Raw genomic sequence first — 23590 nt, forward strand, 5'->3', positions numbered from 1 at the left:
CGTGCAAAGCCTGGCGGCGGTGGCCGAGACCGGCGACACAGCGCAAGTCATCGACCAGGGGCCGGTACAGGGGGACGCCTTGTTGATGCCGTTCCAGCACTGGTTCTTCGACACCCTGACGGACCATCACCAGCACTGGAACCAGTCGCTGCTGCTAGCGCCCCGTGAGCCCTTGCAGGTGAAGGCGCTCGAGCAGGCCCTGGGCAGTATCGTTCGCCACCACGACGCGTTGCGCCTGCACTTTCACAATCCAAACGGCCAAGGCTGGAGCGCGCAGTTTGCCCAAGCGCACGACAACACGTTGCTGTGGCAACTGACAGTCGCTGAAGAAGCACAATTGAACGCAGCCGCCGATATGGCTCAACGCAGTCTTGACCTGCAACAAGGGCCGTTGCTGCGAGCGTTGCTGGCAACCCTGGCCGATGGCAGCCAACGCCTGTTGCTGGTGATTCATCACCTGGTGGTGGACGGCGTCTCCTGGCGCATTCTGCTAGAAGACCTGCAATCGGCTTACCAACAATCACTGGCCGGGCAGGGGGTACGCTTGCCGGCCAAGACGCATTCGATCAAGACCTGGGCCGAGCAACTGCAGGCCGATGCTCGCAGCGCGGTATTTGAGCAGCAACTAGCGTTCTGGCAAGCTCAGGCGCTAGAGGCCGAGTTTCCCTGCCAGCGTCCGACGGCGCCGTTGTTCAATCGCGATGCCCGTCATGTGCAGACTCGCCTCGATGTCCAAGCTACCCGACGCTTGCTGCAAGAGGCCCCTAGGGCGTATCGCACCCGCGTCAATGACTTGCTGTTGACGGCCTTGGCGCGTGTTCTTGTCCGTTGGAGCGGTCAGCCATCGGTTGCCGTGCTGATGGAGGGACATGGCCGCGAACCGCTGTCGCGCGAACTCGACCTGACCCGCAGTGTGGGCTGGTTCACCAGTTTCTATCCGCTCAAACTGACGCCGGCGCCGGTGCTGGCCGACTCGATCAAGCAGATCAAAGAACAACTGCGCGCGGTACCGGACCACGGCATGGGCTACGGCGCCTTGCGCTACCTGGGTAGCCCTGACTCCCGCCACGCCCTGGCGCAACTGGCGCCAGCGCGCGTTACTTTCAACTACCTCGGTCAGCTCGATGCAGGTTTCGCGCAGGCCGATGGCCTGTTTGTGCCAAGTAACCAAGCGCGAGGCCAGGAGCAAGACGATGCTGCACCGCTGCCGAACTGGTTGACCCTCAACGGCCAGGTCTACGGCGGTGAGCTGCTGGTGGATTGGCAGTTCAGCGCGCAGATGTTCGACGCAGTCACGGTTCAGGCCCTGGCCGACGCCTATACCCAGGCGTTGCATGAGCTGATCGAGCATTGCTGCAACACTGGCATCGGCGCGCTTACGCCAGCAGATGTGCCGCTGGCCAAACTGGCGCAACAACAGCTCGATCAACTCGGCCTCGATCCGCGAGCCGTGCAGGACCTCTATCCACTGTCGCCGATGCAGCAGGGTATGTTGTTCCACAGCCTCTACGCGCAGGCCCCGGGTCAGTACATCAACCAGATGTCGGTTACCGTGGAAGGTCTCGACCTGCAACGGTTCCAGGCGGCCTGGCAGGCCACCGTGGATGCGCACGATATTCTGCGCACGGCGTTTCTCACCGGCAGTAACCTGACCCGGCCGTTGCAAGTGGTGCAACGTGCGGTCCAGGTGCCGTTCATTGTTGAAGACTGGCGCAATCGCACCGATCAGGCCGCGGCTATCGAGTCCTGGGCCGAGGCCCAGCGCAGCACCGGCTTAGCCCTGGACCGAGCGCCGTTGCTGACGTTGCACCTGCTACGCCTGGACGAGCAGCGCTACAGATTGATCTACACCAGCCACCACATTCTTATGGACGGCTGGAGTAATGCGCAGTTGCTCGCAGAGGTCCTGCAGCGCTACAGCGGTGTAGCGCTGGCAGCTCAAACGGGGCGCTATTGCGATTACATCGCCTGGTTGGACAAGCAGGATCCTGTGGCCGACGAGCGTTTCTGGAAGGCGCATGTCCAGCACCTCGACGTACCCACCCGCCTTGCTGCAACACTGCCCGACCCGCCCCAGGGGCTAAGCGGTTACGCCGAGTTCAAGCAGACGCTGGAGGCGGACATTAGCCAGCGTCTGAAGACCTTTGCCAGTCAGCATAAAGTGACCTTGAACACGCTGATTCAAGCAGCCTGGGCCATGTTGTTGCAACGCTACAGCGGGCAGCCGACTGTAGCGTTCGGCGCCACGATGGCGGGGCGTTCAGCACCATTGCCAGGCATCGAGGCGCAGATTGGTCTGTTCATCAATACCTTGCCGGTGGTGGTCAGCCTCAGCCCCGAGCAGTCACTGGCGCAGGTGCTGCAAACCCTGCAAGCGCAGAACCTGGCCCTGCGAGAGCACGAGCACACGCCGCTGTTCGACATTCAACGCTGGGCCGGGCAGGGCGGTGAAGGGCTGTTCGATTCGTTGCTGGTGTTTGAGAACTACCCGGTCTCTGCAGCCTTGCAGGAGGGCGCACCCCAGGGGCTACGCTTTACCGACGTGCAGACGCGTGAGCAAACCAGCTATCCATTGACCCTGCTGGTTGCCGTCGAAGATCGCCTGACGCTGCAGTTTCAGTATGCCCGCGAGCATTTCAGCGCTGCACAGGTGCAGGGCATTGGCGCACATCTGTCAGCGTTGCTGCACGGCATGCTGGCGGCGCCTGGGGCCCTCGGCGAGTTGCCGATGTTGACAGCAGGCGAACAGCAGTGCCTGCTGCTTGACTGGAACGCCAGTGCGTTGCCGCCTGCGCAGGGCTGTTGCATTCCTGCCTTAATTGCCCGTCAGGTGCAGGCCCACCCCGAACAATTGGCGCTGATCGACCAGCACCGGCAATTGAGTTATCGCCAACTGGAGCAGCAGGCCAATCGCCTGGCGCATCACTTGATCAGCCTTGGCGTTGGCGCCGAAGTGCGTGTCGGTGTGGCCCTGGAGCGTTCCAGTGAACTGATCGTGGCGCTACTGGCGGTACTCAAGGCCGGAGGCGCCTACGTGCCGCTGGACCCGGACTACCCGACTGAGCGCCTGGCCTACATGCTCGCAGACAGTCGCGCCGAGGTCTTGATTACCCAGGCGTCGGTAGTTGAAGCGCTTGTGCCGAACGCCGGTACCCGCATTGTTCTGATGCAGGCCGATGCGCCGTGGCTGGCCGTGCAACCCGACAGCGCGCCGGCGCTGCACATCAGCTCGGACAATCTGGCCTACGTGATCTACACCTCAGGTTCCACCGGCCAACCGAAAGGTGTGGCCATTACCCACGGCAACGTCGAAGCGCTGATCCACTGGTCACAACAGGTGTACAGTCGTGAAGACATGCAGGGCGTCCTGGCGTCGACCTCGGTGTGCTTCGACCTCTCGGTCTGGGAGATTTTCGTCACCCTGGCCAGTGGCGGCTCGCTGATACTGGCGCGTAACGCCCTGGCGTTGCCAGAACTGCCGGCGCGTGAGCAGGTGCGTTTGATCAATACAGTGCCTTCGGCCATTGCCGCGTTGCTGCGTGCCGGGCAAATTCCTGCCAGCGTGCGCATCATCAACCTCGCCGGCGAGCCGCTGAAACAAGCGTTGGTCGAGCAGCTCTATCAATTGCCGGGCATCATCCAGGTCAACGACCTGTATGGCCCCTCGGAAGACACCACCTATTCGACCTGGACACGCCGTGAAGCCGGTGGCACAGCGAGTATCGGCCGCCCCCTGCCAGGCACCGGCAGCTTCCTCCTCGATGCCAGTCTGCAGCCTGCACCGCAGGGCGTGGCGGCTGAGCTGTATCTGTCAGGGGCCGGCCTGACCCGTGGCTATCTGGGGCGTGCAGCGCTGACGGCCGAACGTTTCGTGCCCAATCCATTCTCGACCGCGGGTGAGCGCTTGTATCGCACCAGCGACCTGACTCGCTATCGCCCCGATGCGCATATCGAATACCTCGGGCGTATCGACCACCAGGTGAAAATCCGTGGCTTTCGTATCGAGCTGGGCGAAATCGAGGCGCGCCTGCTGGCCCAGGACTCGGTGCGCGAGGCCGCGGTGCTCGCTGTCGAACATCAGGGCAGCGCGCAATTGGTGGCTTACATCGCCGTTCATGAGCATAGCGATGCGGCCGCGCAGCAAGCGACCTTGCGTGCGCAGATCAAGGTGCGTCTGGGCGATCAGTTGCCGGGCTACATGGTGCCGGCCTTTGTCCTGTTCCTGGCGCAACTGCCATTGACACCCAACGGCAAGCTCGACCGCAAGGCGTTGCCTGCAGTCGATCAACCGCCCGCCAGCGCCGCGTTCCAGGCGCCGAGTACGGTGCTTGAACAGCAGCTTGCCGAGGTTTGGCAGCAGGTGCTGGATGTTGAACGCGTGGGGGTTAGCGATCACTTCTTCGAATTGGGTGGCCATTCGTTGCTTGCCACCCAGGTGGTGTCACGCCTGCAAGGGCTGCTTGCGGTGCCGGTGGGCTTGCGTGATCTGTTCGATCATCCCCGTCTGCAGGCGTTCGCCCAACTGTTGCAAGCACGTTCGACCCACGCCACAGCGCCACAGCGGCCAACGTTGAGCGCCTATGGCGAACAACCCGAAGCACCGTTGTCGCTGGCCCAGCGACGGCTGTGGGTGGTCGAGCAACTGTCCGCGGGCACTGGCGCTTACGGTATGCCGTTGGCCTTGCGCTTGCAGGGTGAGTTACAGGTGCCACTGCTGCGCGCCAGCCTTGCTGGAGTCATCCAGCGGCATCAGGTGTTGCGAACCGCCTTTGTCAGCGATGACGAGGGCGATCCACTGGCCCTGGTATCGCCAACGGTGGAACTGGACCTGCCGCTACTGGACCTGTCCAGCTTGAGCCGCGCCGAACAGGAAACACAGGTAGCCCAGGCGGTACTGGACAACGCCAGTACCCCGATCAGCCTGCTCAGTGCGCCGCTGATGCGCGGTCGGGTAGTGCGCCTGAGTGCGACTGAGCATGTGGTGTTGTATGCGATGCATCACATCATCTCCGATGGTTGGTCGATGTCGCTGCTGGTCAATGAACTGGTCGCGCTCTACGGCTTGCTCCATGCCGGCAAGCCAGCCGTGCTGACGCCGCTGAAGGTGCAGTACAGCGACTATGCACGCTGGCAACAGGCATTGCAGAGCAGCGGCGTCATGGCGCTGCAGGCCGACTACTGGAAGCGCACCCTGGCCGCGTGCAGCGGGCAACTGCCATTGCCGACCGATTACCCACGAACGAATGTGGTATCAACAGCGGGCAGCGATCTGCAGTTGCATCTCGATGGCGCCTTGGTGCAACGCCTCAAGGTGCTTGCTGCACAGGCCAACGCGACCCTCTACACCACCTTGCTGGCCGCCTTCCAGGTGTTGTTGCACCGTATCAGCGCCAGCGACGATCTGGTGGTCGGCGCCGACATCGCCGGGCGCCAGCAGCCCGAGCTGGAGCAACTCATCGGCTTCTTCGTCAACATCCTGCCGTTGCGTTCGCGCTATAGCGCAGAGCAGACCTTCAGCCATTACCTGGGGGTGGTCCGTGACACGGCGCTGAGTGCCTTCGAACACCAGGACTTGCCCTTCGACATGATCGTCGAAGCCTCCGGTGTCGCGCGTCAACGTGGCCTTAATCCGCTGGTCCAGGTGTTGTTCGTGATGAACAACCTGCCGGTACGCAACAGCAACCTGGACGGGCTCAAGGTCGAGGTTCTGCCGGCACTGGCCAGCTATTCGAAATTCGACATGGCCTTGTTCCTCGACCCGGACGGTGAAGGCCTGCGCGGTACTTGGCAGTTCGCCAGCGCGCTATTCAAACCGGAACGAATCAACCAGCTGGCCAAGGCATGGACACGCATTCTCGAGCAGATTGCCAGTGAGCCGGATATCCGACTAGGAGACATCAAGATGATCAGCGATACCGCCGTAGCAGCTGCACCGGCGCCGACTGCCGGTGCCAAGGCCGACAAGCTGGGCAAGTTCCTGAAAAAGCCCAAGGCCGCAGGGCCGTTGGCGGGTGAGGCACCGATACGCGAGTCGTTACTGGCGCCGCCACAGGTGTTCCCGTTGCTGGTCGAACCGAACGACCCCGGGCTGGATCTGGTGGCGTGGGTCAACCGCAACCGGCCGTGGCTGGAAGAAAAACTGTCGCGCCATGCCGGTATCCTCTTGCGCGGTTTTGCCCTGCACGACATCCATGCCTTCGAGGCCTTTGCCGAGGCGGTGCAACCGGGGCTCTACGGTCAGTACGGTGACCTGCCGAAAAAGGAGGGTGGCAAGAACACCTACCGCTCCACGCCGTATCCGGAAAAGAAGATGATCCTCTTCCACAACGAGAGCTCGCACCAGGACACCTGGCCGCGCAAGCAGCTGTTTTTCTGCGAGCAACCCTCGCCAGTGGGCGGTGCGACGCCGGTGGTCGATTGCCGGCAGATGTACCTGCGCCTGCCCGAGGCATTGCGTGAAACCTTCGAGCAGAAGGGCTTGCTGTACGTCAGAACCTTCGCCGACAAGCTCGATGTGTCCTGGCAGCACTTCTTCAAGACCGATGAGCGCGCGCACGTTGAGGCCCGCTGCCGGGCCGCAGGCATCCAGTGGACCTGGCTCGACAACGACGAACTGCAGATCCGCACCCCGTGCCCGGCGATCATTCGCCACCCGTTGACCGGCGAGAAGACCTTTTTCAATCAGGTGCAGTTGCACCACATCTATTGCCTGGACCCGGATGTGCGCGAGGACTTGCTGGCGTTGTTCGGCATCGAGCGAATGCCTCGGCACGTCTATTACGGCGATGGTTCGCCGATCGAGGACGAGGTGATGCAAGTGATCGGTGACCTGTATGAAGCGTGCGCCGTGCGCTTCGACTGGCGCAAAGGCGATGTGATCCTGCTCGACAACATGCTCGCCGCGCACGCCCGTGATCCTTTCGAAGGGCCGCGCAAGATCGTTGTCGCCATGGGCGAGATGGTGGAAAGGCGCAGCCTGGAGGCAGCGCAGCCAGCGCTTCGCGCCGAAAACAGCGAACAAGAGGTTGACGCATGAATGACATCGAACTGAACGAGGCGGGCAACGGCCTGGCCCTGCTTGCCGAGCAGCAACAATGGGTACAGGCAGCACAGGCCGGGGCAAGCTGGAGCCAGTTGGCTCATGTGCTGCATCTGGACATCCATGGCGCCCTGGACATACCCGCCTTGCAAACGGCGCTGGACGACTTGGCTGTGCGCCAGCAGGTGTTGACCACGGGGCTGCTTGAGGTGCCCGGGTATCACGGCCTGCGCCAGTTCCCTGGCTTGGCGCAACCGCGATTGAATATCGAGGTTGATGACCTGGCCGTCGATGTTGGCACCGCAGCGCAGCGCCTGGAGCAATGGTTACAGCGCCCGCTGCTTGTGCAACAGGGTGCACTGGCCCAGGCCATGTTGCAGCGCCTGGAGGGGGACAACTGGCGTTTGAGCCTGGCCCTGGCGCGTGGCGTGATCGACGCGAGCAGCTTGCCATTGCTGGTCGAGCAGCTCCTGCAAGCCTACGAGCAAGGCGCCAGCGGCGCAGACGAAGAGGCGGGCCAGTTTAGCCAGTACCTGGAGTGGCGCAGCGAAGTGGTGCGTGACGAAGATGCCGGACAGGCCGCGCAGTACTGGCAGGCTTATCTCGGTTCGCAAACCCTGGCGCAACCGCTGTTGCCTTACCGACGCAAGGCGGCCTCGGCAGCAGCGCTCGGGCAGGTCGATGCACCCTTGCCATCGGCGTTGCGCCAGGCGCTGGAGCTGCTTGCTGCGAATCAGGGTGTGACGCTGGAAACGGTGCTGCAAGCTGCCTGGTGGCTGCTGCTGGCGCGTTTGAGCGGGCGCTCCGCGTTTCTCGCAGGATGGCGTCACGATGGTCGTGGCGACTACGAGTTCTTTGGCCAGACCTTCGGTGTATTCGAGAAGACCCTGCCATTGCATCTGGCGTTGGACCCGGCTGTGCCATTTGCGCAGTGCCTGACCCACCTTGCGCAGGTGCTGGAACAGCACCGCACCTGGCAGGAATATTGGAGTGGCGGCGTCCAACCGACGCACGGCTTCGTGCTTCGGCGCTTACCGTCGGCTGCGCAGGTGAGGGCAGGGCAATGGTCGGCGCATAGCGCGCTGGCGCTGGACCCTGGGTTCGAGCTGGCGTTGCAGGTGGGCACCGATACCCACGGTTCGCCGCAGTTACTGAGCCTGGCGTTCCAGACCGCGCACTATGGCATTGAGGCGATGACGGGTTTATTGGCGCAATACCACGTCCTGCTGCAAGGCATCAGCCAAACGCCGGCTCGCCCGGTGGGTGAGTTTCCGCTATTGGGTGAGGCCGAGCGGCAGCGGTTGCTGGCTTTCAACCCGGTATCGCAGCCGATCGACCCGAGCCTGACCTTGGCCCAGCGAGTTGCCGAGTGGGCCTCGGTGACCCCTGACGCGCCAGCAGTGGTGAGCGAAGAGCAGACCCTCACCTACGCACAGCTGGAACAGCGTGTTCAACAGCTGGCCGCAGTCATGAGTCGCCAGGGTTTGCAGGCCGGGCAACGCGTGGCCCTGGCCCTGCCGCGTTCCTGCGACTGGCTGGTGGCGACGTTGGCGGCCTGGCGTCTGGGCGCCGCCTGGCTGCCGCTCGATCCACAGTGGCCAAGCGCACGTCTGGCTCGGCTGATCGAGCAAGCGGATGCCGCGCTGCTGATTACCCGCGACCTGCCAGCCACTGCTGAGTTGACGCTGCCGCAGCTGGACCTTGCGCACAGTAACTTCAACGATCCGACACTGGCGCTGACCGACTACCCAGCACCGGCAGGCGACGACGTCGCCTATGTGCTGTTTACCTCCGGCTCCACGGGAACGCCGAAGGCCGTTGTCATCGAGCACCGCGCACTGTTCAACTACGTGGCCTCGGCCAGCGCGGCAATGGGCCTGGAGCGCTGCCGCCGGTTCGCCTTCAGTTCCAGTGTGGTCGCTGACCTGGGCCACACTGCCGTGTTCGGCGCCCTGTACAACGGCGCGGCGCTGCACCTGGCTGACGACACCACTGTGCAGGACGGCCAGGCGTTCGCGCACTTCATTGCCCGGCACGCTATCGACTGCGTGAAAATCGTCCCTTCGCATCTGGCGGCGCTCATCGAAACGGACGCTGCGGTATTGCCAGCCACGCTGGTGCTGGGCGGCGAAGCGGTGGCCCCGGCACTGGTCGAACGCATCCTGCGCATTCGCGGGGATATCCGCGTGTTCAACCACTATGGCCCGAGTGAAACCACGGTCGGAGTGATGATTCATCCGATTACCGCGCAGGATCTGGATGCCACGGTGGTGCCGCTGACCCAAGTGCTGAGCAACAATCAGGTGTGGGTGCTCAATGCGCAGCGCGAATTGGTCGCCAGCGGTGAACTCGGCGAACTGTACATCGGCGGTGAGCAACTGGCTCGTGGCTACCTGAACAGCCCAACGCAGCAGGCCGAAGCCTTCATCGAGCATTCTCAGCAGCCGGGAACCCGGCTCTATCGCACGGGAGACCTTGCACGTTATCGTCCCGAAGGCGGAATCCAGCTGCAGGGCCGCGCCGATCAGCAAGTCAAACTGCGTGGCTTTCGCGTTGAATTGGCGGAAATCGAAGCCGAGCTGTGTGCGCTGCCGGGCGTCAGTGAGGCTGCAGTGGTGCTTGATGCCCAGCAGGAACCGCTGGCATTCGTTACCGCGCAGGGCGAGCCGATGGCGGGCTGGCAGGCGAGTCTTACGACACAACTTAGCCAGCGCCTGCCTGCGGTCATGGTGCCGCGCCAGGTGCAGGTGTTGAGCGCCATGCCCCGCCTGGGCAATGGCAAGATCGACCGCCGGGCCTTGGCCACGCTGGACCTCGGCGCTACGCAGCAGGTGTATGTCGCACCCCGGGATGGCCTGGAAGCAGTGCTTGCCCAGCGCATGGCGCACTTGCTCGGGCTTGAGCGCCTGAGTGTCGAGCAGGACTTCTTTGCTGCAGGTGGCCACTCGTTGCTGGTGATCAAACTGGTTGCAGGCATCCGCAAACTACTGCAGTGCGAGGTTCACCCGGGCGTGGTATTCGACAACCCCACCCCCGCGGCACTGGCCCAGGTTCTACGCCTGCAGGAAAGCGCACCGGGGCAACTGGAGAAACTGGCCCAGGCACGCCTGCGCCTGGATGCAATGAGCCCGGAAGAGAAGGCCAGGCTGCTGGAGAAAGCCCGGCAGTTACAAGGGCAAAGTAGCTGATATCCTCTGGTGAACATCTGTCTGCTGCGTCCTGCAGCGGACAGATGCTCGCTTTGGCATCTGCTTAATGCAGATGCTGCGTTTTGAGAACCGTATCAAAAGATAAATATTCCTAATTTCGTTCAGACCCACTTCGTCTAGTCAGCGAACAGCTACGACCTGTGTCGTCAGACTGCTTGCAGGACAGGGTGTGCCAAGGATGGTTTGCACAACTCACGATCAGCTGACCTCAGAGTCGGCGGCGGTCCAACACTAGAGCGCATTGGAGTAATTCGAGACATGAAATCTGATCAGCCAAGGCTTGCACGGCGTCCCTCCCTATGGGACCGGGCCAGCTGGCGTACGTCGGCATCGGCGATGGTACTGGGGCTTGCGCTGGGCATGGCCGGCGCAGTTCAGGCCGAAAGCAAACAGGTGAATATTCCCTCGGCACCGCTGAGTGAGGCGCTGACCGAACTGGGCCAGCAGACCGGCCTGCAGTTGCTCTTTGAACCCGGGCTGGTCAGTGGCAAGCGTTCCAATGCGGTGTCCGGCAACATGGAACCACGTGCCGCCCTCGACATCATGTTGCGTGACGCTGGTCTGTCTTACCGGATCGAAAGCGACACGGTGATCATCAGCAACCCCAGCAGTACTGGTGCGACGCTGGAGCTGGGGGCTACCAGCATTGTCGGCCAGGGTATGGGGGAAGCCACCGAGAACTCCGGTTCCTACACTACCGGTCTGGTCAGTGTTGGTTCCAAGACCCCGGTGAGCCTCAAGGAAACCCCACAGACAGTGTCGGTCATCACTCAGAAGATGATCGAAGACCAGCGCATGACCAGCCTGCCCGATGCCATGAAGCGCACCCCAGGTATCACCGTGCGCAACAACAATTACCATGCCCAGCAGTTCTACTCCCGTGGTTTTGGTATCGACAACGTGCAGATCGACGGCACCGCACCGATGGACATCGGTACCGGTGTGGGGACCTTCTACAGCGATCGTATCTATGATTTGGCAGCCTACGATCACGTCGAAGTACTTCGTGGTTCCAGTGGCTTGCTGGCGGGTACCGGTGACCCGGGCGGCGTGGTCAACCTGGTGCGCAAGCGCCCGCTGGACCACTATCAGCTCAAGCTCAATACCTCTGCAGGTTCCTGGGACAACTACCGCAGCGAAGTCGACCTGACCGGGCCGCTGGCCTTCGATGGCAAGCTGCGTGGACGCATGGTCGCGGCCTACACCGACCGCCAGTACTTCATGGATAACCGCAGCACCGAGAAGCCATTTCTCTACGGTGTTCTGGAAGCGGACGTCACCGACGACACCATGCTGACCTTCGGCGGTAGCTACGACAAGGTCAAGGAAAATGGCACCGGTGACGGCCTGCCGCGCTACAGCACTGGTGGCGACCTGCACCTGCCCCGGCATACCTGGTACACCACCAATCAGGCCTGGTCCGATAGCTACACCCGCGAATGGTTCGCCAAGCTCGACCACTATTTCAACGAGGATTGGAAGCTCAACACTTCCTACACCTACTCGTACAACGACTCGACTACCGAAGGGATTATTCCTTACGGATCGGTGGATGAGAACACCAATACCGGTCCTTACTGGTGGGGCAGCTATGTAGCAAGCTGGAGCAAGCAGTCGGTTTTTGACATCAACCTGTCAGGCAGTTTCGAGGCATTCAACCGACGTCACGAAGTGCTGTTTGGTGCCGACTATCAGAAGGTCACCAGCCGTTGGCGCGCAGCGCAAGGCATGCTGGGCAAAGGTGGCATGATCGATCTGTGGGACCCGCAGTCGACACCACTGACCAGCGATGCGTCCAACCATAATTTCTACCGCGATTACTACCCGAACAAACGTGAGCAGTACGGTTTGTACTCGACGTTGCGCCTGCAACTGACCGACCCGCTGAAACTGGTGGTCGGTGCTCGTGCCCAGCGCTACAAATTTGAACAGGCTTACAGCATGCGCAACGCGGCAGGCACTGGCCCATGGAGCGAGAGCGACAGTGTATCCGATCGCGAACCGACTACCCTTGTGCCCTTCGGTGGCTTGATTTACGCGCTTGACGATGAATGGTCTACCTACGTCAGCTATGCCGAAGTATTCAAACCTCAGGCACAAAAGATGAAGGGGCCGGTGGATTCACCAACTTCCATTGACCCGATGACCGGTAAGACCTACGAGACAGGTATCAAGGGTGAATTGCTCGATGGCCGCCTGAATGTCAGCGCCGCGTTGTTCTACACCAAACGCGAGAACCAGGCGGTGAGCGATCCTGCTTATCCTAATGCGACCTTCAGTTACAGCAGTTCCTGCTGCTTCCTGGCGCAGGACAAGATTACCAGTAAGGGGATTGATCTGGAGGCCACTGGTGAGATCACCCCGGGTTGGGAAGTGATGGCTGGCTACACCTATAACCAGGTGCACAACGACACGCAAGAAACGCTCTACAGTACCGTTACCCCCAAACACCTGTTCAAGCTTTGGACCGCCTACACGCTGCCAGGCGTGCTGTCTGACTGGCGAGTGGGTGGTGGCATGACGGCGCAAAGCCCGACGTATGTAAAAGGCGAGGCCTACCGTTTCGACAACAACTGGAACGTTATCGACTCCCAACCGTATAAGTTCAGCCAATCCGGCTACGCGGTATACGACGCAATGGTCGAGTACAAGGTCGATGACAACTGGACCGTTGCGGTCAACGGCAACAACCTGTTCGACCGCCGCTATTACGCCAGTGTAGGGACCTCCGAGTACGGTAACTACTACGGTGAGCCACGCAACTTCACCCTGACGTTGCGCGGTACGTTCGAATGATCTCGATGGCGTAGAGAGCAGCCGGCGCAATTACCCAGAGGGTAATTAGGTTCACACTGCTCCCTTGTCCTTACCCCTCCTTGCGAGGGGTATTTGTTATCGGACTACTCAAACCCAGTGGTGAGTTGCCTCTCGCCGGGTCACTGTTGATAGACACTCACAGCGTTGCCGACCAAGGTGCTCATGAACTGACTGATCTTGTTCAGGGTGACGCTGTCCGTTACGCCGTACTTCTGCGACAGTTGATCAAGGTTTTCATAACCCGCCCACACCCGGCCCCGTTCATCCTGCCAGACCGCAACGCGAAGCGGCAGATCGAGTGCCGCGCCTTGTTTATCCAGTATCAGCTTGGTGCCGACGCTGGGGTTTCCCAATACCAGCACCTTGGTCGGCCGCACGTTCATGCCTGTGCCGCGGGCATTTTTCTCGTGGTCGAATTCGGCAAAGACAGGGATTTTTTTGCTCTGAAGATCATTCTTCAGACGGGCGATTGTTTCGTCGACGCTGAATTTGCTTTCTTGGTTGACCACTTTGTCTGAGTCCAGCCCCGACCCCAGGCCAGGCTTGTAGGCCTCGGCAATGTCGCGGGCCAGAGCCGTCATATCGACGTCTTGCTTGTTGGTAATAAGCGTGACGCAAACCAGTTCATCGCCAGCAGTAAACCGACTCAGATAAGCACTGAATCCCGCATTGCTGCCCTTGATTTCAAGGAACCCGGGATGTTTTGTGAACTCCCAGCCGGCCATCGCCGGGACCACTGCGCCATTTTTAAGCTGTGCGGGTTTGTAGATCGTGTCGCGGTGTGCGGCATCCTTGAGCAGCACGCTGCCCGCAAGGGCGATATCCCAGCGACTGATATCTTCCGCTGAAGACCACAGGCCGCCATAGGCGTACAGGTTGTTGGATGCTTCAAGGCTGACCGCTGTATTTTTTCCGTTGATCGACTTGTAGCCTGTTGCCGTCTCCAGCGGGTCAATGAAGACCTGGTCAGCCTTGAATTTTGAATGCTGGTTTTTGACTTTGGTAGGGGTAGGGCGATCAAGGTGGAGTTTGCTTTGCATGTCTGCCACAAACATCGTGCTTTTCAAGCCCAACGGTTGAATCTGGTATTTCCAGACGAAGTCTTCGTAGCTCATCCCGCTGGTATTTTCGATAATTTGACCAAGCAAAATGAAATCGGTCGCACTGTCCTTGACCTTGGTGCCTGGTTTGAATAGCAGCGGGTCGCCTTTTACCAAATCGACCAGTTTGTCCGGTGTGTAGGCGGTGTTGGCGTCATAGCCATGGTGCCTGAAGTCGGGAATGCCGGAGGCGTGTTGGAGCAGGTCGAGGATGGTCACGTCCTGCCAACTGCTCGGCGTATCGCTGAGGTAGGCGGCCACCTTATCGTTGACATCAAGCTTGCCCATCTCCACAAGCTGGAAAATGGACACGGCGGTGAACGCCTGGGTGATCTGACCTACGTTCCAGATGGTTTTGATTGATGCAAGTTCGTCATTGGTTTCTGTCGCCAGGCCATAGCCTGCTGCACGGGGAATGTAAGGCGCTTGAACGATCGCCATCGACAAACCAGGCAAATCGTTCTTCTTCATGAAGTCCGAAACCATCTGGTCAATGTATTTACCGTTGGCTTGGAGTGACGGATCTCCACGATTGACTGAATAGAGCGTGGAATCGACGGCCTGGGAGGCAAAGGACTGCAGTGGCAGCATGCTGATTGAGGTCAGGATACAGGCGGTGAGCAACGTCTTTCTTAATGACCGGGTCATGACGGTATTCCTTTGGGGCAAGAAAGTTATTCAAACGCGCGTTATCGTTGTTTGCAGCGCTGCTCGTCTTGTTCGGAGGCGCGGGCAGGGATTAAACGCTGAATGATTTCGTCGGTGCTGAGTACATCTTTGGACAAGTAACGGAAGTTGATATCTGCTGATACATTGCCATTACCCCATTCAGCGTGGCGCGGCCCCGCCGTCGCATCCTTGGCAATGACCAGCTCGAATCCCTGCTCGAGAAGTTCGCGGGCATGGGCCTCGACACACATATTGGCAAGCATGCCGCCAAGAATGACTTTCTGGATGCCGAACTTGCGCAGCTGCAATATCAAGTCGTTGGACTGCGGCCCATAAAGTTTGTGAGGCGAACAAACAATAGTCTTGCCGTCTTCGATATACGGTTGCAACGCTGGAACCCAGTCCGCTCCTGAGCCAACGAAGCCTTGCAAGCTCAATGGGCTGCCGCGCTCGAACATGCGGTTGGTGTGCATGACTTCACCTAGTGGGTCATGAAAGTGCCATTTGTGGTCGGTGGGGTAGTAGTAATGTGGGGAGACGAACACTTCATAGCCATGTTGCTTGGCCGTCTGCAAAAGCCGTTCGATATTCTCGACTGTACGATTTGCCAATACCGCATCTTTTACAAAAGGCCAGGCGCCGCCATGTTCAGTCAGCACCTCTACTTGTGGGTCAGTAAATAACAGTGCAGTTGTTTTGCGGTCGAAGTTTTTCGGGCACAGGTTAACGATGGAATCGCTCATGGGGATCTCCAGGTGTTTGAAAACAGTCGGTGTTCAATGTGATCAGGCTACGCAGTGATGTGGCGAGCCGCTGCTGTCAGTGTTCGCTTGTCAGGGCATGAGTCAAAGCTAAGAGGGATGTGCCGGGGAAACAAGCCCGGAAGCTAAGGTTTGATGGTTATTCAGCGAATAATGAGATGTGGCGTTATTATTTGCGGTAAAAAATGTTGTTTATCAGTAGCTTGATGATCAGTCAGATGATCGAGAAGTTGTAGCTGGCAATCAGCCGAATCTCATCCACATCCCGGGCAGACTGGGCATAGTTTGTGCGATAGGTGGCATTGCGTAGACGTAGACTGAGGTTTTTGAAGGGGCCGGTCTGAATTATGTATTTCAATTCTATGTTACGTTCCCATTCCTTACCTTCTTGGTCGTTGGCAAGTTGTATATGGTCGCCGCTAACGTAACGGGTCAAGATGTTCAAGCCGGGAATGCCGATGCCGGTCAGGTCGAGGTCGTAGCGTAGTTGCCAGGAATGTTCTTCGGTGTTTGCGAAGTCGTTGTATTGCACGTAGTTGACCAAGTAGGGCGTGCTGCCATCCAGGTAGGGCATCGAGCTACTTCCATTCAAACTTTGCCAGCCAGCGCTGAATGTCTGGTAACCATGGGAATAGGCAAGCATCACGCTCAAGGCATGGTTGTCGATTTTACCAGCGCGTGCCGAGCCATCGTCATAACTGTCAAACCAGCGTAGGTCGGCGTTGATTTTTCCAGCGCCAAAGGCCCCGCTGCCCAAGACACCGAAGAAGCGCTGATGATAGACATTCTCCAGGCCGCCCTGGGCATATTGCAGTACGAACTGGCGATTGAGTTGATAGTCAGCCTGGTAGGCCTCGAAACGGTTACCGGTGGTATTGCAGACGTAGCGCTTGTTCTTGCAATTCAAGCGAATGTCTTGAGCATCAGTGGAGTCCCGCGCGGTATAACGCTGCAATCGAGTAGCGCTGAATTTCAACCTGGCAACTTCCTCGCTGACCAGTTGGCTGCCGTGAAACATACTCGGCAGGAGTCGGGTGTCGTCGTACTTTAACAGCGGCATGTCCGGTAGCAGCGCACCGTATTTAAGTTGTGTGTGGGAAAAACGCACCTTCCCCGCAATACCTGCCTTGGCGTATTGGTCGGCGGCATGCCGCGGGTGGTGACCACTCGAGGGCAGCAGGCCGCTGTTACTGTCGGCGGCACTGGAGTCGAGTTTGATCCCCAGCATGGCCAAGGCATCTGCGCCGAAACCAACGACACCTTCGGTATAACCCGATTGCAGTTTGAGGATAAACCCTTGGGCGCTCTCGTCGTGCTTTGACGCGCCTTGTGGATTGGCTGTTCTACCGTCGCGCAGGTCGCTGTTGAAGTAAACAGTTCGCGCCTCCAGGCTCGCGTGGCTGTCCTGCAGAAGATCCGCGTAAGCGGGTAAAGCGAAGCTGTTGACTAAGGTAAACAGTCCCATTGCACAGCGGGAAATAGGCGTGCGTGGGCGGATAGGTAGAAACATTGAGCGTGCTCCGAAGGTCTGGGCCTTGCCTATTTAATCCCATACCTGCAGAGCAGACTTTCAAATAAGGCACATTAACTCTTTAATGAATGATGGCTGCTGTTCAATAGATTATTTGCTTATGGATCAAGGCGTTAATAAGGGGCGAGCCAACCCTCCACTGCCTGGTAGATTCCATCGATCTGGCCGCTGATACCGGACATTCGCAAAAAATCGTGGGTCAGTCCTGGCTGCACTATCAGGGTAACTTCGCCACCGGCCTGCTCCATCGCCTGCGCGTAGGCAATGCCTTCATCATGCAGCGGGTCGTATTCGGCGACGCTGATATAGGCGGGTGCCAGCGCCCCAACATTGGCTGTAAGTGGAGAGATACGCCAGTCGCTGCGTTGATCGGGCGCACAGTAATGGTTATAGAACCACTCAAGGGTCGGCGTTTCCAGCAAGTAGCCTTCGGCGTAGCGTGCATGCGAAGGACGCTGCCTGCTGATGTCAGTCACCGGATAGAACAGCAACTGCGCCAAGGGCTTGAAGCTCAATGCCGGTGTTGCACCGGTAGCGGCGATAGCCAGCACGGTCGCCAGGGTAGCGCCGGCACTGTCCCCTGCAACGACAAGCCGCTTGGCGTCGAGGCCCAGGTTCGCCGCCTGTTCAGCGAGCCAGTTGGCGGCGTCCAACGCATCGTTCACCGCCGTTGGAAACGGCGCTTCGGGTGCCAGGCGATACGCCGGGGCGAAAACTGCGTAGCGGCCGCTGGCAGCCAGACGTCGGCAGATTGAGTCGTGAGAGTTCAGGCTGCCAACGACATAGCCGCCACCGTGGTAATAGAGCAAGGTGGTGGTGCCAGGCGCGAGATCGGCATGACCGTACAGCCTGGCATCGAGCAAGTAACCATCGCGCGCTGCAACTTTCAGTTCGGTGACGTTCAATGCGGTGGGCGGCGACGGGTCGAGCACAGCCGAAGTCTTTTCGAATTCGGCGCGAGCCTGCTCCACGCTCAGTTCATGCATGGCTTGGCTTCTACCGGTCATGCGGCCAAGTTCAGCCAGTTCCAAAAACGCTTCGAGATCAGGGTCCAGGGGCATTGCAGTTCCTTTTGATAAGTAAAAATGGCCGCCTGCGACGGCGGCCATTTCGATCAGAGGGTTTCCAGTTCGGACTGTGGCAAATGCCGTAGCAGTTCTTCGATGAACAGTGGATGGCTGAGAATGGCGTAGTGATCAGCGTCGATGGGTACATGAGCCAGGCTGTCGGCGAACGCGTGAGCGTGTGCAATGTTGTTGGCGCCAGCCCACCAGCAGTGGCTGTTGGCAACACAGCGTGGCATGTGCGTCATGCGCTCCGACAGGATCTTGAGCTTCATGCCGGTACGGAAGGTTCGCGCCAATTCATCCGAGCCGATCGTGCCCAGGGTGCCAAGGGCTTGCTCTAAGCCCTGGCGGGCGCGTTCGATCAATTGCTCAAGTTGCGTCAGGTTTGCCTGCTCATCCACCACCAGTTCAGGAACCGCTGCACGTGGCACGCCGAGCACCACCGACAGCAGGCCGCGCAAGTCTTCGGATAAGTCGTTGGGAGGCACTTGTTTGGTGGGGGTGAAGCAGTCGACCAGGGCGACAAAATCGACGGGTTGCCCTTGCTTGACCAGTTCCTGCGCCACAAGATTCGCCAGCGGCCCGCCGAGGGACCAGCCGAGCAACTGATAAGGCCCCTGCGGCTGCTTTTGGCGGATGTACTGCGCGTAGTCGATGGCCATGGCTTCAAGCGACTCGTCCTCCCAGTTGTCATCGAGCAGCATGCGGCACTGCAGGCCGTAGACACTGCAGCGTCCATCCAGTCGACGTGCGAGTGCTTCGTAGTCGAATACTGTGCCAAATCCCGCATGCAGGCAGAACAGAGGCGCGCAACCGGGCACTAGTGCATTGAGCAGCAACAACGGATCGAGGCTGCGCTCCTGGGCTTGGTAACCGGACAATTGGGCGATGCTTGGTTTGCTCATCAGGTCGCGCAATTTCAGTTGCAAGCCGAGCTGTGGCTGGCCGCGCACTTTGGACAGTACTTTGAGGACCCGCAGGGAGTCGCCGCCCAATTCAAAGAAGTTGTCGGTAACGCCGATCTGCTCGACCTCTAGTACCTCTTGCCAGATCCGCACCAGAGCCTGCTCCAGCGTATTGCGTGGCGCGAGGTATTCACGGCCCTTGAAGTGCGGATCGGGCAGCGCGTTGCGGTCAAGCTTGCCATTGGGGTTTAGCGGGAAGCTGGCCAGGCACAGAATTTGCGCAGGCACCATGTACTCCGGCAGCGCTTGCAGCAGTGAGGTACGCAGGTGCTCACCCAGACTTTGCTCTGCATCAGCGACAACGTAACCGATCAATTGCTTGCCACTGGCGTGCTCACGGGCCACGACCACCGCATCGTGCACCTGGGCCATGGCGCGCAAGCGCGACTCGATCTCGCCCAGCTCGATACGGAAACCACGAATCTTCACCTGGTTGTCCAGGCGTCCCAGGTAGTCGAAGGTACCGTCCGCGCGTTGGCGCACCAAGTCTCCGCTGCGATACAGGCGCGAGCCATCGACCTGGAACGGATCAGCCACGAAGCGCTCGGCTGTCAGGCCAGGACGCTGGTGATAACCGCGGGCGACGCCTTGCCCGCCAATGTACAGCTCACCGGCGACGCCGGGCGGCACCGGGTTGAGCGCGCTATCAAGGACGTACAAGGTGCGCTCGCCGACTCGACTGCCAATTGGCGCGTAGACCGCATCGCAGTGTCCACTGGCTTCGACCTTCCACAGTAGCGGGGTCACCACGGTTTCGGTCGGGCCATAGCCGTTGGTCAGCCAGGTGGGACGCAATGCGGTCTTGACCCGCTCGAAATTGGCCTCGGCGACGGCATCGCCGCCAAAGCAGTAGATGGACACCGGCGGTGGTGGCTGGTCCTGGCTCTGGGCGAACTCTGCCAGTTGCTGGAGGTAGGCGGGCGGGAAGCAGGCCACGCTGATTCGATGGGCGTGCAGGGCGTCCCAGGTCTCTTGCGCTGTCCACAGGCGGTTGTCACGCAGGACCAATTGCCCGCCACAGGACAAGGTTGTCAGCCAGCGCTCCTGGGCGCCGTCGAAGGCGAACGACATGAACAGCAGTTCGCGGGTCTCGCGGTTCATCCCGTAGCGCTCGGCGATGGCTTGGCAATGCATGCGAATCGGCTCGTTGGCCACCGCGACGCCTTTGGGTTTTCCCGTCGAGCCGGAGGTGTAGATCAGGTAAGCGAGGTTGTCGGCCAATGCCCGTTGTGCCGGGCAGTTGGCTGGCAGCTCGTGCAGGGCCAATTGATCGATCGCAATCAGCGCTGCGGCGCCGGGCCAGTCGAAGCGCGCACGCAGGCTTGCCTGGCTGATCATCAGGGCCATGCCGGAATCTTCGACGATCCACTGCAGGCGGTCCTGCGGGTAGTCGATATCCAGCGGTACGTAGGCAGCGCCGGTTTTCATTACCGCGTAGAAGGCCACCAACACGTCAACCGAACGTTCCAGCGCGACACCGACATACATCTCCGGGCCAATACCCTGGGCGATCAGATAATGCGCCAGGCGGTTGGCCTGCGACTCCAGTTCGGCCCACGTCATTTGTCGTTCATTGCACACAGCAGCAATGGCGTGAGGGCGTGCCTCGGCCTGCTGGCGCAATTGCTCGGCCAGCAGTGGTGCGTACTCATTGACGGCGTTCAGGCGGTTGTCGTGGTGCAGACGTTGCTGCTGCGCGTGGTTCAGTAGCCCCAGGTTGCCAATCTGCGTGCCTGGAGCGTCGAGCATCGCCAGCAACAGGCTCTCAAAGCTGGCGCGGATCTGTTCGACAGCCTCGGCGTTGAAGCGGTTACGCAAGTACAGGAACTCGATGCTCAGCGTTGTGCCAAGGTTCACCGCCAGGTCCATGGCAAAGTTGGTCACATCGCGACCTTGCACCTCGCCGAACTGCAGTTGGCCGCCACCAGCTTCGCGCAAGCGTTCGTCGACCGGATAGTTTTCAAACACAATGATGCTGTCGAACAGTGCTTGGCCACCGAGGCCAGCCCAGCGCTGAATGTCGGCCAGTGATGCGTGCTCGTGGTCGCGAATATCCAGGTTGTAGGCTTGCAGTTCCAGCAGCCAGTCCTGCAGTAAAGCGCCAGGCTGTGGTGTCTGGATTACCGGCAGAGTGTTAATGAACAGCCCAAGCATTTCGTCTGCACCTGGCAGGCTCGCGGGGCGTCCCGCCACCGTGGCGCCAAAGCACACACTGGCCTGACCGGTATAGCGCTGCAACAGCACCAGCCACGTCGCCTGGATCAGGGTGTTGGGGGTGACCCGCAGCGCTTGGGCGCGCTCGCGCAGGCGCAAGGTTTGCGCTGCGTGCCAATTCAGGTACAACGCCGCATGGCCTTGCAGCGCCGGGTCCGGACGTGACGCCAGGCTGCTGGCCAGTTGGGTGGGATTGTTGAACGTGCGCAGCTTGTCACGCCAGAACTGTTCAAGCGCCGCCTGTGGTTGTTGCGCCAGCCACTGGATGTAATCGCGGTAGCGTCCGGCGCTCTGTGCCAACGGCACGCCATCGTACGCTTGCAGCACTTCACCCAGTAGACGTGAGTTGCTCCAGCCATCAACCAGAATATGGTGCCCCGACCACAGCAGGTGCACACGCTGCTCATCGAGTTGCACCAGGGTCAGGCGCATCAGTGGCGCCTGTAATAGGTCGAAGCCCTTGGCGTAGTCCTGTGCGCTCAGCAGCGTTAGGTCTTCGGGCGCGACCTGACGATCACGCCAGTCAAGTACGGCGACGGGCATCTGCGCCTGACGGTACACCACCTGCAACGGTTCAAGCAGTTGGCTGTCGCTCCAGAAACCGGTGCGCAGGATGTCGTGGCGGGCGATGACGGTGTTCCACGCCGCCGTGAAGCGCGCAATGTCCAGTCCTTCGACCGGTACCGCCATTTGATTGATGTACAGGCCGGCTCCGGCGGCTTCCAGGGTGTGGAAGAGCATGCCTTGTTGCATCGGTGACAGCGGGTAGATGTCTTCGATCAGCTCGGCGGCGACGGGCAGCCTGTGCAGTTGGGCCTGGTGCAGGCGTGCCAGAGGGAAGTCACTGGGGGTGAAACCGCGATGGCGCGGGTCGCAGCAGTGAGCGATCAGGGCTTCCAGCTCGCGTTTATAGTCATCGGCCAGGGACTGGATGGTGGCTTGCTCGAACAGCGCCTGGCTGAACAGCCAGCTCATGCTCAGCTCTCCGTCGAATATCTGGCCATTGAGTGTCAGCCAGTTGCCCAACTGCGCTTCAGTGCTTTGCTCCTGGCCACTGCCTTCGGCCGCTGGCGCGAACAGTGCGCCTTCGTTGGCATCGAAGCTACTGTCGAACTGGCCCAAGTAGTTGAAGGTGATGCGTGGTTCCGGCAAGTCGAGCAGGCCGTCACCCAGATAGCGCAGCACGGCGTAACCTGCACCTTTGGCTGGGACTGCCCGCAGTTGTTCCTTGATGCCCATCAAACTGGCTGCTAGGTCAGGGTGGGCGGTGAGCAGTACCGGGAACAGGCTGGTGAACCAGCCAACGGTACGGGTCAGGTCGGCATCGTCAATCAAGGCTTCGCGGCCATGTCCTTCGAGCTGGATCGCAACGTGCGGGCGTTGGGTCCAGCGTGCCACCACCCGTGCCAGGGCAGTCAGCAGCAGGTCGTTGATTTGCGTGCGATAGGCCAGCGGGGCCTCTTGTACCAGGCGCCGGGTGGTTTGTTTGTCCAGGCGCAGTTGCAGCCCTTGGGCATACTTGTTCTGCAGGCTGCCCTCCGGATGATCGGCGGGCAGCGCAGTATCGATACCCTCCAGTTGCGCGGTCCAGTAGTCCAACTCCTGGTTCAAGCCGCCAGCCACGACATGCTGTTTCAGGCGTTCGGCCCAGGTTTTTACCGAGGTAGTCCTGGCCGGTAGTTGCGCTGCATTGCCGGCAAGGGCTTGGCTGTAGGCAGTGTGCAGGTCTTCGAAAAGAATCCGCCAGGACACGCCATCGACCACCAGGTGATGGATGACCAGCAGCAGGCGCTGGCTGTTGTCTTCCAAGGTCAACAGCACGGCGCGCAACAGCGGTCCGTGTTGCAGGTTCAGGCTGCGCTGGGTCTGGTTGGCAAGGGTCGGCAGGGTTGCCAGTGTTGCTTGTTGCTGTTCGAGTAGAACGTGCGCCTCGGTATCGAGGAAGCGCGCCTGCCAGCCATTTTCGGTCTCGTTAAATACCAGGCGTAACGCATCGTGATGCAGCACCAATGCCCGCAATGCCTGCTCCAGGGCCTGGGCTTGTACGGTATGGCTCGGTTTTAGCAGTACCGACTGGTTCCAGTGATGACGCTGCTGGTCGACCTCGGCGAAGAATTTTTTCTGAATCGGCAACAAGGCTGTGACGCCACTTGCTGGTGCCTGGTCAATCATCAGTAGACCGTTATCCTGGCTGGCGACTTTGGCCAGGTCTCTGACT

The 23590-nt window shown here is 60.1% G+C and carries 7 protein-coding genes and 1 pseudogene; 3 read left to right on the forward strand and 5 right to left on the reverse strand.

Annotated features, from left to right (window positions below):
* From H8F21_RS28450 to H8F21_RS28460, 3 genes are all read left to right on the forward strand, one after another.
* Positions 1-7036: non-ribosomal peptide synthetase (locus tag H8F21_RS28450; protein ID WP_236043261.1), on the forward strand; the 7036-nt coding region annotated here is incomplete at its 5' end.
* Positions 7033-10227 (forward strand): non-ribosomal peptide synthetase, encoded by a 3195-nt coding sequence (locus tag H8F21_RS28455; RefSeq protein ID WP_203585765.1) that lies wholly within the window; start codon positions 7033-7035, stop codon positions 10225-10227. The genes H8F21_RS28450 and H8F21_RS28455, both read left to right, overlap by 4 nt.
* A gap of 279 nt (positions 10228-10506) precedes the next feature.
* On the forward strand, positions 10507-13044 hold the full coding sequence (locus tag H8F21_RS28460) for a TonB-dependent siderophore receptor (RefSeq protein WP_203585766.1): 2538 nt from the start codon (positions 10507-10509) through the stop codon (positions 13042-13044).
* Between the two features lie 140 nt (positions 13045-13184).
* Here H8F21_RS28460 and H8F21_RS28465 read toward each other — a convergent pair whose 3' ends face one another.
* The 5 genes and pseudogenes from H8F21_RS28465 to H8F21_RS28485 all read right to left on the reverse strand — a co-directional run.
* Positions 13185-14813 carry a serine hydrolase gene (locus tag H8F21_RS28465; RefSeq protein WP_203482793.1) on the reverse strand — a complete coding sequence of 543 codons (1629 nt, stop codon included), beginning with the start codon at positions 14811-14813 and terminating at the stop codon, positions 13185-13187.
* A 41-nt stretch (positions 14814-14854) separates the two neighbouring features.
* Positions 14855-15577 carry a cysteine hydrolase family protein gene (locus H8F21_RS28470; protein WP_203482792.1) on the reverse strand — a complete coding sequence of 241 codons (723 nt, stop codon included), beginning with the start codon at positions 15575-15577 and terminating at the stop codon, positions 14855-14857.
* Between the two features lie 232 nt (positions 15578-15809).
* The gene (locus H8F21_RS28475; RefSeq protein ID WP_203585767.1) at positions 15810-17105 is read right to left on the reverse strand and encodes an OprD family porin; all 1296 of its coding nucleotides are present in this window, start codon (positions 17103-17105) and stop codon (positions 15810-15812) included.
* Between the two features lie 134 nt (positions 17106-17239).
* Positions 17240-18187, reverse strand: a complete 948-nt coding sequence (locus tag H8F21_RS28480) for an alpha/beta hydrolase (protein WP_203585768.1) — start codon at positions 18185-18187, stop codon at positions 17240-17242.
* A gap of 53 nt (positions 18188-18240) precedes the next feature.
* Positions 18241-23544, reverse strand: a pseudogene (locus H8F21_RS28485) (non-ribosomal peptide synthetase); the annotation flags it as partial.
* Between the last annotated feature and the right edge of the window lie 46 nt (positions 23545-23590).

The organism is Pseudomonas arcuscaelestis (assembly GCF_016881005.1).
Classification (GTDB): Bacteria; Pseudomonadota; Gammaproteobacteria; order Pseudomonadales; family Pseudomonadaceae; genus Aquipseudomonas; species Aquipseudomonas arcuscaelestis.

What these genes read in the sequence shown, in the direction of transcription:
- H8F21_RS28455 (WP_203585765.1), top strand. Translation starts at nt 7,033, where the DNA reads ATGAATGACATCGAACTGAACGAGGCGGGCAACGGCCTGGCCCTGCTT.
- H8F21_RS28460 (WP_203585766.1), top strand. Translation starts at nt 10,507, where the DNA reads ATGAAATCTGATCAGCCAAGGCTTGCACGGCGTCCCTCCCTATGGGAC.
- H8F21_RS28465 (WP_203482793.1), bottom strand. Translation starts at nt 14,813, where the DNA reads ATGACCCGGTCATTAAGAAAGACGTTGCTCACCGCCTGTATCCTGACC.
- H8F21_RS28470 (WP_203482792.1), bottom strand. Translation starts at nt 15,577, where the DNA reads ATGAGCGATTCCATCGTTAACCTGTGCCCGAAAAACTTCGACCGCAAA.
- H8F21_RS28475 (WP_203585767.1), bottom strand. Translation starts at nt 17,105, where the DNA reads ATGTTTCTACCTATCCGCCCACGCACGCCTATTTCCCGCTGTGCAATG.
- H8F21_RS28480 (WP_203585768.1), bottom strand. Translation starts at nt 18,187, where the DNA reads ATGCCCCTGGACCCTGATCTCGAAGCGTTTTTGGAACTGGCTGAACTT.